This is a genomic window from Paraburkholderia sp. BL6665CI2N2, from assembly GCF_004366535.1.
In the GTDB taxonomy this organism is placed as follows: Bacteria; Pseudomonadota; Gammaproteobacteria; order Burkholderiales; family Burkholderiaceae; genus Paraburkholderia.
Genome location: NZ_SORC01000001.1, coordinates 2,411,848 through 2,428,473 on the forward strand (window position 1 = coordinate 2,411,848; position 16,626 = coordinate 2,428,473).

The 16,626-nt window shown below is 55.4% G+C and carries 11 protein-coding genes and 1 pseudogene; 4 read left to right on the plus strand and 8 right to left on the minus strand.

The genetic code is table 11. The annotated features are described in order from the left end of the window. Positions 1 to 71: 71 nt before the first annotated feature. The 5 genes from B0G81_RS10820 to B0G81_RS10840 all read right to left on the minus strand — a co-directional run bounded on the left by B0G81_RS10820 (position 72) and on the right by B0G81_RS10840 (position 7,195). On the minus strand, positions 72 to 1,649 hold the full coding sequence (locus B0G81_RS10820) for a hypothetical protein (RefSeq protein ID WP_134135190.1): 1,578 nt from the start codon (positions 1,647 to 1,649) through the stop codon (positions 72 to 74). Between the two features lie 687 nt (positions 1,650 to 2,336). Further along, positions 2,337 to 3,410 (minus strand): DUF3800 domain-containing protein, encoded by a 1,074-nt coding sequence (locus B0G81_RS10825; protein WP_134135194.1) that lies wholly within the window; start codon positions 3,408 to 3,410, stop codon positions 2,337 to 2,339. A 437-nt stretch (positions 3,411 to 3,847) separates the two neighbouring features. Then, the gene (locus B0G81_RS10830) at positions 3,848 to 4,354 is read right to left on the minus strand and encodes a Mov34/MPN/PAD-1 family protein (RefSeq protein WP_134135198.1); all 507 of its coding nucleotides are present in this window, start codon (positions 4,352 to 4,354) and stop codon (positions 3,848 to 3,850) included. Further along, positions 4,336 to 6,039, minus strand: coding sequence for a ThiF family adenylyltransferase (locus B0G81_RS10835; RefSeq protein WP_243856418.1), 1,704 nt, complete (start codon positions 6,037 to 6,039; stop codon positions 4,336 to 4,338). Before B0G81_RS10835 ends, B0G81_RS10830 begins: the two co-directional genes overlap by 19 nt. Then, positions 6,029 to 7,195: a cyclic GMP-AMP synthase DncV-like nucleotidyltransferase gene (locus B0G81_RS10840; protein ID WP_134135204.1), complete on the minus strand. Its 1,167-nt coding sequence runs from the start codon at positions 7,193 to 7,195 to the stop codon at positions 6,029 to 6,031. The genes B0G81_RS10835 and B0G81_RS10840 overlap by 11 nt, the downstream gene beginning before the upstream one ends. Before the next feature lie 392 nt (positions 7,196 to 7,587). Between B0G81_RS10840 and B0G81_RS10845 the strand changes: the two genes are divergently transcribed. Both B0G81_RS10845 and B0G81_RS10850 read left to right on the plus strand, forming a co-directional pair. Further along, the gene (locus B0G81_RS10845; protein ID WP_134135207.1) at positions 7,588 to 8,565 is read left to right on the plus strand and encodes a patatin-like phospholipase family protein; all 978 of its coding nucleotides are present in this window, start codon (positions 7,588 to 7,590) and stop codon (positions 8,563 to 8,565) included. Beyond that, entirely contained in the window at positions 8,562 to 8,945 is a 384-nt protein-coding gene (locus B0G81_RS10850) for a hypothetical protein (RefSeq protein ID WP_134135212.1), read from the plus strand. Before B0G81_RS10845 ends, B0G81_RS10850 begins: the two co-directional genes overlap by 4 nt. A gap of 504 nt (positions 8,946 to 9,449) precedes the next feature. On the opposite strand, the gene B0G81_RS10855 is transcribed toward B0G81_RS10850, so the two are convergent. Both B0G81_RS10855 and B0G81_RS10860 read right to left on the minus strand, forming a co-directional pair. Continuing rightward, entirely contained in the window at positions 9,450 to 10,013 is a 564-nt protein-coding gene (locus tag B0G81_RS10855; RefSeq protein WP_134135216.1) for a hypothetical protein, read from the minus strand. Positions 10,014 to 10,173: 160 nt separating this feature from the next. Beyond that, entirely contained in the window at positions 10,174 to 10,728 is a 555-nt protein-coding gene (locus B0G81_RS10860; RefSeq protein ID WP_134135220.1) for a hypothetical protein, read from the minus strand. Between the two features lie 557 nt (positions 10,729 to 11,285). On the opposite strand from B0G81_RS10860, the gene B0G81_RS10865 reads away from it, so the two are divergent. Then, positions 11,286 to 11,591, plus strand: coding sequence for a hypothetical protein (locus B0G81_RS10865; RefSeq protein ID WP_134135225.1), 306 nt, complete (start codon positions 11,286 to 11,288; stop codon positions 11,589 to 11,591). 972 nt (positions 11,592 to 12,563) lie between these two features. Next, entirely contained in the window at positions 12,564 to 13,736 is a 1,173-nt protein-coding gene (locus B0G81_RS10870) for a hypothetical protein (RefSeq protein WP_134135229.1), read from the plus strand. 1,218 nt (positions 13,737 to 14,954) lie between these two features. Here the strand turns inward: B0G81_RS10870 and B0G81_RS10875 are convergent. After that, positions 14,955 to 16,593, minus strand: a pseudogene (locus tag B0G81_RS10875) (AMP-binding protein). Positions 16,594 to 16,626 lie beyond the last annotated feature (33 nt).

A 16,626-nucleotide genomic window follows, 5' to 3' on the forward strand; every position in this document is an offset into this window, starting at 1 on the left:
CACACTGCGCCGTTCGTTCTATCTCTGCGCCGTCAAATACGGAGCGCATACCAACGCGGATTTCATCTGATTCAATTTGTGGTACTTGCGATAGGGTGACTCGCTTCCGGCTTAACGTTCGACGTCAGGTCCCGTACTTCACTAAGAATTACCGGCTTCAATAGCGTACCGTCAGGCAGCGCTGTCAGATAGTCTCTGGCGTGATATCGCCATTCACCTTCCTCGATAGTTGCGCCCGGGAGATGTCGCAGCGGCGTATCGATGACTTTCTGCAAATCGACGAACCGATTAAATTTATAGTTCGCTAACAGGCAGCAAGATTCAAAGACGTAAACGACCGGAAGGCGGCGCGCAAACCTGTAAAGATAAGGAAGCAGTTTCTCTTCGGGCGCCCAGAACGCGCGATTGGGTGTCAGGTTGAGGCGGAATTCGCTTCCACCGGGACTCTGAGACACGATTCGCTGAATACCCATGTTGGCTGAGAGCGTGTCCTGCAGTTGCAGCCACGGCTCGGGTAGCCTGATGACGAGGCAGTGCTTATTGCTCGTATAGACATAGGGTGACCCGAAGAGGTCAGCGGTGTCGACGAGGTAGCACGTTTCAGTTGCTGCAATGTCGTGTCGTATCGAATCAATGTGAGGGGCGTTATCGAGAGGCAACGGTAGAAGCGACGGCGCGTTGTCGAATGTCGGGCCGAGCCGCCGGCAGAACATCCAGTACACGCCGATATGATTGTTGCTTCGTGAGGAAGTGGAATCGTGAGCTTCGAGAAGCGTCTTAATGATGCGCATTGTCTCTCTCGGCCCGGCAGAGGTCGCAAGCAGTGAACGCAGTGGTGCGCCCAGTTCTCGCCATCCCTGTTCGGTTTCACGCATGACATCAAGCTCTTGCAGCAAAACCGCTTTGAGTTCCTCCATGCGGCCGTCTTCCGCAACACGCGCCATGTCAATAGGCAAATCTAGCTCGGCACAGCGCATCAGCACTGATATATCTACGGTCAGCCAATAGTCGGTATGTCGTCCGAAATCTTCATCGACCAGACCCTGCATCATGAAGTCAACTACGGTTTCGACCGGGTCGTCCCCAAGGTAAGGCTCGACCATGGCTGCCCGGAAGAATTCGTACTCGGTCTGGTGGATGCAAACGGCTTCAGCGGCGACGTCGTCATTTGCCGCCGGTATTGGTTCATGGTCGCCCCATTCGATTGTGTCCATCTCCTCGAGCCGGCGCCGGACTCCGGGTATGATGGAACTGAAGATGCTTTTGAATGTGGCACCGACAGGAGCGTCTCTGATGTCCAGAGCAGCCTCAAGGTCATCGAAGATGATCCGTACCGGAAATTCGGAATATCCTGAAGGCTGTACGATGACGCTTCTTCCTCTGAATGCCTGGAACGAGAGGGCGTGTCTGCGGAGCTTTCCGTAATCTGCGATTAACTCTGAGAGAACGGGGCGCAGGTCGCCGTCATTCAGAGTGAGCATGAGGGCCTGATTGGTCTGCTCCATCATCCAAATGATGACCTCAGGGACGACGGGGGAACTTCCCGTGGGCAATGATTCGTCGAAGTCGGCAATCGTTGAGATTGCGACCAGAAGTGCCCGGGAGAGGAGTTCGTCATGTGGAGTTAGCGTCGATTGCATCGTGAGCATGGGGTGGTTAAATGGCCGAGATTCAATCTGTAGCGCCTGTTTTTAGCCGACGCTTTCGCCTTCATTCCGACAAGGTCCACCGGCGCGACATGGCCCGCCGGGACCGAGATAGTCCGGCGTGCGACTCTAACGGCATGGGGAATGCGTGGCGGCGAATAGGGCCGCGCATAAATAGGCCACTGGCCCGGGGCGCGACGAGGCAGCGGCTGATCCGTCGCTACCGAATCAGCTAAATCAGCGGATTCAGCTCGGAATGAGCGAATGAGCAGATACTTCAGGCCTTATTGCCGCACGAAATAAGCGTAGGTGGCTAAGCAGGATTCCGGGCAGGTTTTGCCCTGTGGAGCAGAAAGTGCGGCTCGCCAGGAGTACCACTTTTGCTGGCCGCGATGGACGGCGCGCCCGCCGGATGCATTGGGTGTCCGTTTTCGTGCGGTATGCCCATGACCGGGCGAAGCTGGTCAAGCAGTTCCGTCCGCAGCCGCTGACATACTTCGCGCACGAGGGCTGTATTGCCATCGAACGGTCCGTCCGGCGCGCGTTCGGAGAAGGAAGGCACGACACCCGAATGGTATGCGACGGTGCGAAACCGCCGGTTTAGGGATCGGAGTCTCGTGGTGGTTTTATCGAACCATGATCTCTCTGCCATGCTCGCGACAGACTGCGGACTCAAATGTCTTGCCCTGGTCAATGATCGAAGTAACCAGAATCCCTGAAAAACTGCATCTGGCCATCGACCAGGCTGCCCTCGCCCGGTTGGGGATCAGATGCTGCGCCGCCGATGTTGCTGACGCTCGGCCACATCGGACCAACCACAAGAGCATACGGCGCCTCACGCACCCGTTCCCAGTCTGCCGCCTCGTCTTCCGTGCGCGATGGCGAAAAGGCGGCAACAGCGGCCCCGGCCACTATGTCCGCAAGCTGCAATTGGGAATGAGCCCTCGAATCCCCAAATTCGAGCGTGCTGACTCGCAACGGAAGTTCGGCCTGTCTACCCCTGAAGCCGATTATTCGATTCGATACGTCCCGCCGCATCAGCTGCCGCAGGAAGTCCTCTGGCAGCTTCATTGGTTTCGACTGGTCGTGCGTGATATCAAGATATCCGTCCGACTCGCGCATCCACGCCTGTACCAGTATCGCAAACAGATCTAGAGCGGGATCGAAGGTCGCCGTATTCACGAAGCCTTTCAGGAGTTTTTTTGCCTGAGGCGCCGCCAGCATCAACGGCATCGAAAATTCGGCAGAGTCCGGTATCGCGTTTGATACCGCCAGCGCAGCGGTGCGGTCCAACGCCCGATAGCTTTCGTCCGAAGGGCCGCGAATTGCCCCGAGAAATGCGTTGAGCAACGCGTCCCAATGGCCGTTTGGGAAAATGTGAGATCCGGCAAAGTACAGGACGTTCGCGTACGCGACATGAGCATCCTTCGCGTAGAGGTCGACACCCAGGTCGTAGTGGACAGGCTCGGTCAGCTTGTCGACGTAGTGTGAAATCAGGTAATACCGCTTATCCGCGATTGCGAACTTTGCCGTGCGTGGCGTGAGCGCGTCGGAATCGATGAGCCGAATGACGGCCTGCCTGCCCTCAGCGGTGCGGCGTAGTTTCGAAAATTTGACCTCGGACTGGCCGGGGCGCATCAGTTCAGCGAGCAACCCATTTGCCTCGTCGGCCGATATGTTGATCGACGAAAGTGCGAAAATGGGTTGTTGGGAGTCCGAGAGGTTCGTGCCAGTATTTCCAGATTCGTCGAAAAAGAGCCGCATACCTGTCTTAGGGTTCAAAAAGTGGGCGCAATGAGGCCTCGGTCGCTGCGCATGTTAACGATGGCTCGTATTATGAGCGCGAAAGTCATCATCATACGTGTGCTCTTTCGTCGACCGTACGTCGTCGATAGACTGCGCGAACACTCAATCGGGAGGGAATTTGAAGCGTTTGCCCAGGCAGCCGGAGAGATTTGATGCGTTGGACAGCCGGCACCAGACCGGCTGGTCGAAAAGTGGAGTAGCGAGGCCGGCATCAAATAGCCCAAACCTGTGCGGCGCAAGCGGCAGTCGACGCAGTGAGGCAGTTGGCAAGGGGCAAATTGGGGCGCATGCGCGGGCGCTGTTGGCCGTTGCCCGATCTGTACATCGCGAGTACGGACGCGGCCGTAAAAATGCCCGCCGGAGAAGCGGGCCTCTGTGGACAATGCGCGCGATGTTCAGCGGTCGCAGGCATTCGTCCGGGCTACTGCCGGCGGCGAACAGTTTGTACCCTCCAGTCGCGACCCGCAGCCGACACCGACCCAAACGTGTGACGACCAGCCAAGAATGACGAAGAGCATAGGTACGGCGCGCGGTTCGTAAATCTTGCGCCATTCAGCGGTGTCGAGGCTCGATGGTGATGGCATGCTTTCAGGGTGGGTGTGCCATTCTCCCAGGTAGTCGACTGTCCCTGAGGTCTCTTTCCAGCGCTGAAGAGCGATGTGCTGATGCGATTGTTTTGCGCGAGTAAAGCGGAACCGGGAGCGGCGGTCACCCGGCTGCGGAAAGGTCGCGTCGACAACGTGAAGATGCGCGCCGCGACGATAGCCTAGCAGGATCCCGCCCGCCTCGGTGGCAGCGCTGTGCGCCTGCCGGAAAGGGATGATCGTTTCCCAGACCTGTTGCTCGACCAGTACCTTTCCCGCTCCAAGAAGGGAGTTTTCGGTTACGAACTCGTCTGGCATGCCGGACATCTCTTGATAGGAGGCAGATCCTGATTGGAAAGGCGACGAGTGTTAGCGTTCTCGATATGGCGTGTCCGAAAGCGCGGCGCCGGATTTCCTTTCAGCCAGTCGATTACAACATCGGTGGCGAGTGCGGCTGCTGAAAGCGAACTCGATACCGCGTAAGGAGTGAAAGATGCACAGCCACGAAAACGCGTGACAGGGGCCGACTTCAGAACGGGAAATCGCTCTTCGAGATAGTTTCCACCTTCTCCCTGTCTCAGGCATCTGAAGCAGGCGTGTTGCGGAGAGTCGGACAGCAGCGTTTGCACACATTCTCCGTTCCCCCTGATTCGGACGTAGAGAACCGGACACAGTCGACGCTTCAGGTGGTAGAAGTTGAGCTTCTCGTTGTGAGCTTCGTTACCCGTGGCGTCAATAACGAGGTCAGTTGCGAAGAACTCGTCCGTGTAAGGTCGTTGTTCGCCGCTCGCGACAATATCGAGGTAAGGAAACTGGCTTACGAGCTCAGTTCGAAGTGCCTCAGCCTTATTGCGAAATAACGCTCGAAATCCTAGCGTATGCCGCCCGAGGTTGTCTGGCTCCAAGGTGCCTGGATCACACAGAAAGAGTCGGCCGCCTTTCCCCGTGCCCGCACCAAGGCGTACCAGTGCGGCAGCGAGATACCCGCCGATGGCTCCGCATCCAATAAGCTTTATCCGTTTTCCTGCCAGGCTTTCGAACTCTAGGTTCCGCGAGTGTATATAGGGCGCGCCGATTTCGTCGAGCCTGAGGCGGACGATGGCAGTTTTGCGGCCTTTCTTGCCATGCAGGAAATTGCAATACTCGGCCGGATTCCGTCGAAGCCCCAGCCGATGAACCCGGTCATGCCGGAATTCTGCGCCGAACCGGCCCGACGGGGTCGAAAATGCCAGAACGCAACGTTCCTGTGCGAGATATTCCTTGTGAGATGCCAATCGTGCCCGGATGCTGCGAAGAAGCGGACGGTCCCACGTGCCAATCCATGTGAAGAGCTCGTGTATCGTTCCCGGAAATGCGCCAGCGGGCGCAGCTGGAATTTGCTCTGACGCAAATAGAAGGCAGGTGTAAGCGAGTTCAGTTGTGCGGCTGTAGCCAAGAGCACTGATAAGCCTGCGCGCGTGTTCGGAGTCCTCGCAGATTACGGCATGGTGGTCTTCATCTGGGCCATCGAACGAGAAGTACGACGCTTCACTCGCCTGTGGGGGAAGGTCATCGATAATCACAGACTTCGCCGGTGGCAACTGCCCGAACGACCAGTAGGCGACAAATTCGTTTTCGACATCTGCGCTGGCTTCCTCGTCATCGTTCAGTGCCTTGTTCAGCACGGACTCGATGGCATGAAGACATTGATGGACTGCAATGGATGGTCTGTACCGATCGAGTACTACGGATTCGGGGGTGAAATAGCAGAGCCCGCCCAACGCGTCAACGTGCGCGTAGATACGATGGCCGTCCGGAAATTTGTCAAGAAGGTAGGCTCGGGGATATTTTTCGAAATCCCAGTCGGAGATCTCGAGTCGGATTGGGACGTCGCCACGAACCGTCGCGATCGGGCCTTCGAACGCGCGAATGTTCCCTCGCGCACGCGCCGGACGAAGCCCGTATCTGCGGATTATCTTGACAATTTCTCCGTAGACTTCGCTTGAATATTCTTCAACCTGCACTGGTTGCACCAACGGCAGGCGGAGGCACGCGGCTAGCCGGTACCTGCCGCACGTCATCTGCGCCGGAATCGATTTCGACCCAGTCTGCCCGGTTCGGAATGCGCGGCCCGAGGTGTGTGGTCAGAGTCGAAATTGCCTCGTGTTTCTGTGCGACGTTATAACCGCGTGCTGTCCGAATGGCCTGCCCCAGGCGCGAGGCACGCAAAGCTGGTTCGACTCGTTCGTCAGCATTCAGATTATTGAAATTCGCCTCGCCGCCATCGATTCCATCCTCGCGTACATCCTTGAGTAACTCAATTGACAGGTGCATAGCCGCGCGTTCAACCGCAATATCGTCGCGACCGTCGCATTTTTCGAAATTTCGCGCAACGATTACCATCATCGCCACGGAGGAAGGACCGCCTTCGGGCCATTGCTGGTCGCGCCATGCCTTGACATACCGGGAAACGCGGCGCAACTGTTGGCCATGTTCGTGAATGTGATTTTCGAACCACCTGGCGACATTGTTAGGATCTGAGCGAATCCATTCGCCGGAACGGTTCGCCAGAACGACGCCTTCGAGGTCGTCCCACGTCTGTTCGTCCGCGCTCTCCATCGCTATCTCGAGCGATTTGGTAAGCGCAGAATCCATCACAGCACGTGCTGCGACGGCATGCCTTTCAACGATCTTGACGAATTGCTCCTCGGCTGCAGCGTACAGCGGGACGTCGATGTGAGCGGCCTTCGAAATGCGAACCCGGCTACACGTCTTCTTTGACTTGTCAAGTGTCCAGCCCTTGTCATCGCAAAGCTCTGACAGGAGACCTTCGACGAGATCGAAATACGCTTTAGCCATAGCGCGGGGAGGGCCGTTTTCCTCCCACACGGTCGTAGGGAGGTAGACGCCGAAATCCCAGTCCATCTCCTGTGGCGGGTTAAAGGCTGGACGGACACACGTGTCATAACGCCATGAACCCTGGGTCCGGAAACGGGGAGTTACCGGATGCTCCATACTGAGGACGTTGACGGTTGCCTCGCGGATGCCTTCGCGCAAGTGATCACGAATGGCATTTTTCGCATCCATCAACACATTGCGATCGTCGGCGGTGGGACAGATCCTCGCTGCGAACGTCGTATCCTCGCCGAGCGAATAGAACAGTTTGTTCAGTTTCAGCATGTCTGGTCTCTTGTTTGGCCGGCTCTGCCGGTGCACGACGGTCGTGCCACCCATTGCCCGATCGCACAGTAATCGACGGGTTCGGTTTTACGACTCTATTTCTCAGATTGAAGAAAAGATTACCGAGAAAACGAGAGCGCGTCAAGCATGAATAACAAAATAGCAGGTACAATTACAACAATGACACAATATCTTGTGTTATGGGTGCATTAAAAGGGACGTATCAACTATTGCTTTTGGGACGATTGCTCGCAGCGCAGGCGAGGGTGGTTTTGTTCCCGAGGCCCATCCCCGACCCGGAGACAAGGCAGGCGTGCCTTGTTGCACGTCCTGGACCGAACGAGCGGGATCGCAGGCCTACCAAAGACGAGTGAAAAATAACGGGACCTTCAATGAGTGACGATTCAGGACGCGAGCCGGGGAATACCGGGCTATCTGATGGCAAATGCAGAATCCTTGCGCTGGACGGTGGAGGTGCGAAAGGTTTTTACACGTTAGGAGTGCTCAAGCAGATAGAGCTTATGCTGGGATGCCCTCTCCATGAGCGATTCGACTATGTATACGGCACGAGTACAGGGGCGATCATCGCAACTCTCGTGGCGCTTGGGTATTCCATTGACGCAATACATGAGCTGTACAAGAAGCATGTGCCGACAATCATGTCGTGCCGGAACCCCAAGGATAAGACGGCCGCTCTCGCAAGACTGTCGCAGGAAGTTTTCGGCAAACATAAGGCGAGCGATTTCAAGACGGGGATTGGCGTGGTTGCGACGCGCTGGTTAATGGAGCAGCCGATGATTTTCAAAGGCAGCAAAGATCAGCTACACGGGCGGACGGCCTCATTCTTGCCTTTTCACGGCGTCCCCATTGCCGATGCTGTTCAGGCGTCGTGCTCCGCATATCCCTTCTTTGAGAAGAAGGTTGTTGTAACCGGCCATGGCGATCATGTTGAGCTGATTGATGGAGGCTACTGTGCCAACAATCCGTCGCTTTACGCGATTGCTGATGCCGTTGGGGCACTTGGAATGAAGCAGGAAGACATCCGGCTTGTCAGTATTGGCGTGGGTGTGTACCCGGAGAAGAAGCCAGACCTGAAAACCCGGCTATTCAAGATGCTCCTGAGTGTTCAGCTATTGCAGAAGACGCTGGAAATCAACACACAGTCCATGGACCAGCTACGACGAGTGCTGTTTAAAGGTATTCCGACGGTGCGGATCAACGAGACATTCAACTCACCTGAACTGGCGACGGACTTGCTTGAACACAATCTGACCAAATTGAATTCACTGCGACAGTATGGGGGGAAGTCGTTTGCCGGACACGAGGAACAGGTAAGAGAGTTTTTGATGTGTGCAGTGCCGTTAGCATGAGTCAAGACGAAATCTGGAGTTCGGAGGCGGTCGTCACGCCTGACGAACTGTTCGTCGTTGAGGGCAGCCGAGGTACGGCTGAGAACCGGCGCGCTTACGTCTGGCAGTTCTTTCGGTCAGAGACCAACCGCGAGATCGAATCCATCTTCTGGCCGTTGGTATCGCAGAGTCGAGCGAAGGAGGGCGCGAGCGTTGATCTGGTGGCACGCCTGATTGACGAGCAGAAGATTGGCCAGCGCGAATCACAAGAGACAGGCTGTGTGATGACCGCCCGTCGGGAATACGGATTGAAGCTCACGAATGGCTTCGTAATCATTGAGCAGGACGATCTTCGTGGCCTGAATATCGGTAGTCTATGCTTCAATGAAATAGTCAAATAGGCTCGCCGTGCCGTGCCGCGCCGGACGACGTTGTATCACCGATAACGCTTCTGGAGAGCCATGTCGGCGCTTACGGAGCGCAGAATGTTGAGAGACGATACCGTTTTTACAGGCAGTTTGGGCTCGATTTCGATTTCAAACGTGACACAGAAAATGCGCTAGCAGGCGGGTGGTCTCGACCCGTTGCCGGTCGTGACCTTGTTAGTCGTCCGGGTTCCAAATATTCGAATATTGAAGAGATTGATGTTGTCTCTACTGGCCGAGAAATGGAGCAGGGAAGCTGGAATCGAGCCGAAAAATCAGCAGAACAACCGAGGCGCGAGCACAGGCAATGCAGATGAACAAGATCCGCAGTCCCCACGGCAAGAATGAGCATAGTCTGACCTACTGCTGCGATCCGGCATGCGTCGTATCCGGGTGGAATGAATTGTTGAGCGAGGAAATAGATGAAGAAGCGGAGGGCGTTGCCCTCCGCCGATGGAAAATTTGCTCTGTCGCGGCCCGCTAGACTGCCGTCTCGATAAACGTGAAGCAGTTGAGCACTTCAATCACGCCTGCCTCGGCATCCACGTCGATATTCGCCTCCGCTCCGTAGTCTGTTTCGTGCCGGTGACCATCGGCGACGGACGACACGAGCCAAAGCCGCTGCTCGGTGTCATCTTCATACGGATAGTGACGCATTGCCATTCTGTCCTTAAACACCCAAAGCACAGTGAGCCGCCCCGACGTCAGTGGTTGGGCCTCGTTGAGCGCGTGCGCGTTCACCGCAACCTGGTTGTTGGCGAAGAGCGCGCATGCCACGGGGCTTCCTTTTGGGGTCACGCGTACCTGCTCATTGATATGCGCGACTGAGAGGTCGATAGCCTCGGACGCAAGCTCCGGCAAGACCAAGACGAGGCAACGTTCGTCGGTCTCGACCATCTGGCCCAGGATATCCGAGACGGTAGCAACGTATGAAGTCGGTGTGCCTTCAGCTAGAGTGTGTTGGCGGGCTGACTCAACGAATTCGGCGTTGGCGGTTAGCAGCAGAGCGTGGCCGTTGAGCGTGTGAAATTCAATATCCTGCATACAATTGTCCTGATTGATTTGCGAGTCGGCGTGTGTCAGAACTGACCTGACGATACGTATAGCGACGGCGCGACGTCATGCGTCAAATGAAATCCTGTCACTCTGGCCAACGCCTTTCCACACAAGGTCTTGAACGCCTGGTCTTGGCTCGTGGCCCTGATTAGGCGGTCATACCGACCATTTTTTCACGGATGTAGCGAATCGCTTTCACGCCGTCGAGCTCGAGATACTTGAGGTGCGTCGATTCGCCGGTCCTACGAAGATGGCTGTGAAGCAGGTCGTACACCTCTTCGTCGTCATCCGATGCCAGACCCAGCGGCTGTGAAGCCAGCGAGAGAGCACAAAATTCATCGAATTGCTTCGTGCGAATCGAGTTGATCAGGTCTTCGTGAAACGGCCCGCATCCCCATTGCTCCCATGACGAGACCAAGTCGTCCATATACGCCGGATTTTGATTCTGCAACGCAGCAACGAAACGTTCGGCATCAACATGGAACCAGAACCTCGTCGCCGGCGCAAATGCTCGCTCAATCGCCTCAGTGAAATGGCTCGGCAGTACCTTCGACGGATGAAGGTGAAGCGGAATCGCCCGCTTCGCGAGTTCGGCCTCGGGGATGAAATTCGCGATTGGCGGGTTAGTCGATGTGCTGTCCGACGTCGGTCCAGAAGACTGCTCCAGCGGGGTATCGGAAAAGTGATTTTGCTCGTTATTCATGGCTAGCTGTATAAATTCGTCGAAGGGCGGACCGTGAGTTCATTGATGTCGTCGCCGACGCGTAACACACGGATTCAATGAGCGGGAATTTAATAGATTGGATTCGAGAGAGTCAACGTATAAATTGCCTCCCTTTTGATTTATCATAAGTGAGTTTTTGCATGCCATTGATTCAGTTTGGTTTTCCGTTGTTGGTATAAAAACTTAATGCCAAAATGGAAAAAAGATCTGGTGCTATATTGACTCGGCATTCTCGGATGGAGGGGTGAAAATATTATGGGGTGCGATGGCGTCGAGACACTGGATTGGTCGGCGGAGATTGAGACAGGTCCAGTGAGTTTCACTCCTGTTCATCCAGTATTTGCTGAGATGAGGCTGCGGCGTGCCCGCCAACGGGAGCGTTGCAAAAGAGGATATCTGGTCTCAGTCGGGGGGGCCTGCGAGCAGGATGAAATGTGTCGGGAGTTATCGGCGCTCTGTTAGGGCGATGCCAGTTGCCATGAGGATGGGAGCACCCTGGTCGGAGTGACCGTTCGAACGCTTAAAAGGAGATGGAGATGACGGTGCGCGAACTGATAGCCCTTCTGCAACGGGCTGACCCCGAAAGCGTAGTTTTATTTCTTGACGACTACGCCGACCTGTCGGAGGCGGATGAGCTGTTCGACGTTGTTATTCCAGAGCACGCGTGGACACACGAGCGTGGAAGCTGCGGCGGGGAGGAATACAGTGCACGTTACCCGGATGCATTCGAGCCACGCGACGAGAATTATGTCGATGTCACTCACGATCTGGAGCGTGTTGTGTTGGTCACGAATGGCCCGAGCAACTATCGACGTATGAATCTGCCTGAACGACGAGTCTGACGAAATCTGTTGCCCCGCTGCAGAGAGCCGTTTGGAGGGAGCGTCGCGGTTGTAGCAGAATCTGACGCCGCCTCGGAACGATGACCACATTCACCTTCGTGGTCGGAAAGTGCAGTGTCAACTCGCCAATCGATAGCCAGACGGCGAGCGCTTTATTGCGCGTGGGGTGTCGGATTCGACCAATGTGGAAGCGGTTGAAACACGCTGGAGAGCGCTGGTTGTCTAGTCAGATCATGAACACTACGATTGACATAGACGTGGCGAGGCAGGTTGCTGCGTCGTCAATTGAATCCTCAATAGCTTCGCTGCTCCCGCGAGGAAACGCTTGGCACAATGCTGCTCGGACAGAGTCGCTGCCGTACGACATGTCCACACGCCGCGCGACCGCTTGCTCCTCGGCCTCTTTGAGCCAACCGTTAGTCGTTCTTGGTTCGCTGCGAGGAATAAAAGTCTGCCAAGTCGGCGGGCAAAATATTCGGTAATGCCTGACTCGTCGAGCTGATTCGCGAATCAGGGATGGTTGTCGCGTACCCATGCGAGAAAGGTCGCAACCTCTACTTGTGCGTCGCGATATTCGGAATTTCGACTGCAAAGGTCAGCAAGAAACCTCGCGGCATGTTTGAGCCCAACTCTGATGGTCTCGGTGGTTCCGATATCGGAATTAGGGAGTGCAACTGACATTTGTGAAAAAGTGTTGGTTAACGGTCTGGGCAGTGCGCCATTTTTCGAGAAGACTACGAGAGCGAAACCGATAAATCAATACATTAGCAAAATATCCAACTATTTATTAATCTCACAGCGAAGAGCTTGCCGATGTGAGCGGGGAAGGCAGAGATTGTTGAAAAACAAGAAATTCGATAAAAAGGCTAAAAGAGGGTTCTACACACGATATTCAGACGATGCAATCATGTCACCGCATTGTTCGGGAATGACCCGTATCTGAATATTTATCCAGCTTAATAGGACAAGCAAATGAACTCGATCTACAGCAAAGAATTTCCTGCGCGCCAAGCAAGCACTGTGCCGAAAATCGTGGAGCTATTCCGGCAGCCGTGGATTCCGCGCGCACCGGTGTGCATCATTGACCCCAAGCGCTCGCCGCGCGACAAGAGTGGTGTGATTGATGACCAGAATCTGATTCTCGTAAAGGTTGATGAAGAAAGCTTCGACCTGCTCGTCCAGTATCCGGGTCGCATGAGGGTTGAATTGCATGAAACGATTTTCGGCGAATCAGCGTGTGTCCTTTCTCTCGGGGATGGAGTCGTTCTACTGCCGGCCGAAGAAATCGCAACCTGCTTTTGGGGGCCCGAAATCTGTGAGAGCATCATTGGTTTCGTTAGCGAAACTCGTTACGCGTCTGTACGGTATCAATGTGATGAACCCATCCGTCAGATGTTGAGTGCAGGAATAACGGAGGCGCGTTGCGATGAGCGCCGCAAAAAGGGGACTTCGATTGAGGAGATTGTGCTACGTGATTCGTACGTCAATGGCATTGTCGGCGGGATATTCGCCATTGACCTGGGCAATCTTGACGACGCAGCGCGTCCACTTCACCGAGTTTTTTCAAATACGTTCCAGGAATTTTCGAAATCGTCTTTGGTAAGTAGCGTGGTCGGAGTCCTGCGTGAGTTCCGTTCCTCAGGCATAGAGCTCACCTCCCTGGTCGTCGCGTCTGCAATGGAAGTTGTTTACGACGCGCACTTCTCGACACAGCCCTTTAAGCAAGTTTCGAGGCACTTTTGGCGATATATCCGGTTTGAGGATGTTCTGGATGTACTGGAGGCATTCGACAGCGAGTACGCGCGGGTGCCTGCGCTGCGAGATGAACTCGGGAATTTTAAGGCGGAAATTGCTGCCTTTCTCGTCAAGAATTACTTCGCGGAGCGCTGCGTCGAACTGCTACCGTCTTATCCAAAGTCGAAGGCGTTATGGGCAGCGGGCGCAGACGAGGTGTTGGCCGTGGTTTTACCGGCAATCTCTGGACAGCCGGATGAGCAATTGCTGAGACAGGCCATCGGTCAGTACGGCGCGGGTATCGTTGGTCGCGCGACGGAAATGCAAAGACGTCTCGCTTTGATGGACGCGTGCAATGAATCTGACCAATTGGGGTTCCAGCCCAAGAGCTTCGCAAACTGGTGTCTGTGAGCGTTAGAGGTGCTGTCGTACTAAGCGGCGAGGCGAACTCAAGGGGACGAGCGACCAGTCTGCCGTTCTTTGGGAAGGGCTGAGCGGGTGATGCGCCCAAAGGTCTGAGCTGAATGAGGCACTACTGCGGGAACAGTATGAGCGTTGGTCGGCACTCGGTGGCACACCGAGGAAGTGGGGTGATTCTATTTAAAATTGGGGCTGAGTCATCTGTCAATCGCCTGTAATTGAGGGAGGGAAGTTTAACGGGAGGCGGTGGGACAAGGGTTTTGGTCTTAAGTTGACAGTCTCTGACCAGGAGAAATGATGGCTATTGACTGCCGGCGTGTTACTTCACAAAGAGCTTCACCTTGACGGCCATCCTCATCGCAAGGTAATTCATGAAAGTTTGCGTTCTGCGCAGGGCATCGCTCATACATCTGTTGAGTATTGCAGTACAGTGAACGATCTGAAAGGTAATAGCTGATGAGGCCCAGCTCGCTACGAGGATCACCCGGACACGATCACCACCGTGACGCGCAGAGTGAGATTCGGGCGAGAGATAGATATGAGCAGACCGACTGAAGAATGTGGAACCAGCATTGCGGGAACGGAGGTAGTTCTGGGTTCTTCCAGGCTACTCGCAACACACGAGTTATGGCGCGTTTAACCCCCGGCCTATGATTGGGAACGATTGTAGGTCGTAATTTATGGATCTCGCGCGCGGTTGCGCTGGTTTGGTACCCGCACTGCGCCGCATATCGCGACTCCTCGCTTGCCGCATACCCTACGTAGAAAAGGCAGGTTTTGAGCGCGTTTGAGAAAACCCTGTTACCTTGCATTTGGCGGATTAACCTCCAGGCTGTTGTTCTTGCTCCCGAACAGTCGTCCGCCGTCCTTGTAACCCCGGTATCTAGTGCGTCCGCTGGATACCGGGCTTTTTTTAGTCATCGTGCCATGGACGCATCTGAACATTGTATTTGCGATAGATATTCCATTAAGGAGGCGATTCTGTAGAGCGGATCGTGCTTAGATGTAACAGGAGATAGGCGAACGAAAAAGGCCGCTGTTGATATAGACGACACCATCAGACTTTTGACGAATGCGATAGCCTGGACATGTAGCGCATCGTCTCCGCATCACCTCAGTAGATAGTCCTGTACGCCGAGTACCGCAGCTGTCTGATGTCGCAAAGCTCGTCCAGTACAGTGCGACCCAGCAATCAGGCTATGAAGCGCGTCACGGGTTAGGTGTTTTTTGGGCTTCCATCTGACGCAGAATGAAGCGCTGTACTTTGCCGCTGGGCGTCTTTGGTAGCGCGTCGACAAACTCGATTGCACGTGGGTATGCGTGTGCTGATAACCGTCGCTTTACGTGCTGATTCAGTTCCTCTGCCAGCGCGGGGCTAGCCCAATACTCCCGCAACAGCACAACGAACGCCTTGACGATTTCTGTGCGCTCGGCATCGGGCACTCCGACGACCGCTGCTTCGCTAACGGCCGGGTGCTCGATCAACGCGCTTTCAACATCGAATGAGCCGATGCGATACCCCGACGAGGTGATTACGTCGTCGGCCCGTCCGATAAAGCTGACACTGCCGTCGGGTTCCACCTCGACATTGTCGCCGGTACGGCAGTAGCCGCCCGCGATTGCTGGTGTTTCCTGACGCCAGTATCCGGTGAACCAGAGGAGTGGCGAGCGGGTGATGTCAATCGCGAGCTCTCCTGGCTGGTTCGGCAGAAGTTCGTTGTTACTGCCGTCAAGCACCGTGACACGATAGCCTGGCATCGCAAATCCCGCCGAGCCAGTCCGCATGGGATGCACGAACCCGTGATGATTGTTCACTACCATACCTAGTTCGGTCGGACCGTAATGATCGTGGATGGGCGCAGAGAGTGCCGAATCCAACCAGCGCACAACCTCCGGGTTCAGCGGCTCGCCCGCGCTGCTGACGACACGCAGTTTTCCTTTGATCCGTGCGGCCACATCCGCGCCCGCTGCCATCAAGTGTCGATAAGCTGTCTGAGAGCCGGCAAGGCTGGTGATGTCTAGTCGCTCGATGACCTCGCATGTGCTTTCGACGGTGAAGCTGCCTTCGTATAGCGTAGTTGTATGACCCATCAGCAGCGGTCCAATGATCGCGTAGTAGAGCCCGTAAGTTCAGCCCGGGTCGGCAATGTTTCAGAATCGAGCTTCGGGACGTAGATCTACAGCGTCACGCATATAGGCGCCGAATGCCACCAACGCCCGCAGTGGTACTGGCACGCCCTTAGGGATTCCTGTTATACCTGACGTTGACATCACCAGGAAAGGATCCGTGCTCTTGCGCATAACCAGCCCGAATGTCGCAGATTGCACTTCAAGCGCGTCGTAGAAGTCAATGTCTCCCTCAGGCAGACGTTGACCAAACTCAAGCACCGTCCCCGACCGAGGGCAACTGATAATATCGACAAGCTTGCCCCGGTTAGTTATATCGGTGATGACAAGCTTTGCGCCGCTCATGTGCAGCCGGTGCTCAATCGCTTTTGGTCCGAAAGCGGTGAAAAGCGGCTGATAGACCGCTCCCGCGCGCCACGTACAGAGAATCGTGACAACAAGTTCGGGGGGCGGTAGAAGGCCAACGACCACATCGCCGGGCCTTATGCCGTGTGGAACCAGCGAGTTGGCTACCCGTGCCGAAAGCGCCTGCATCTGCGCGAAGCTGAAACTACGATGATGACCAGCCACGCCGACCCGATTGAGCGACGTTGCGTCGGTGGTTGCGTATCGATCGCAACATTAGACGCACGCGTTCAAGCCGGCGTTCGAGATCACAGCACAGATGCGCGACTGCCGTTTCGATGCTGAACCCGGCCACCGCGTCGGCACAGGCCGGCATGGAACGGATAACTTCTTCTTGACGGGAGTGTCT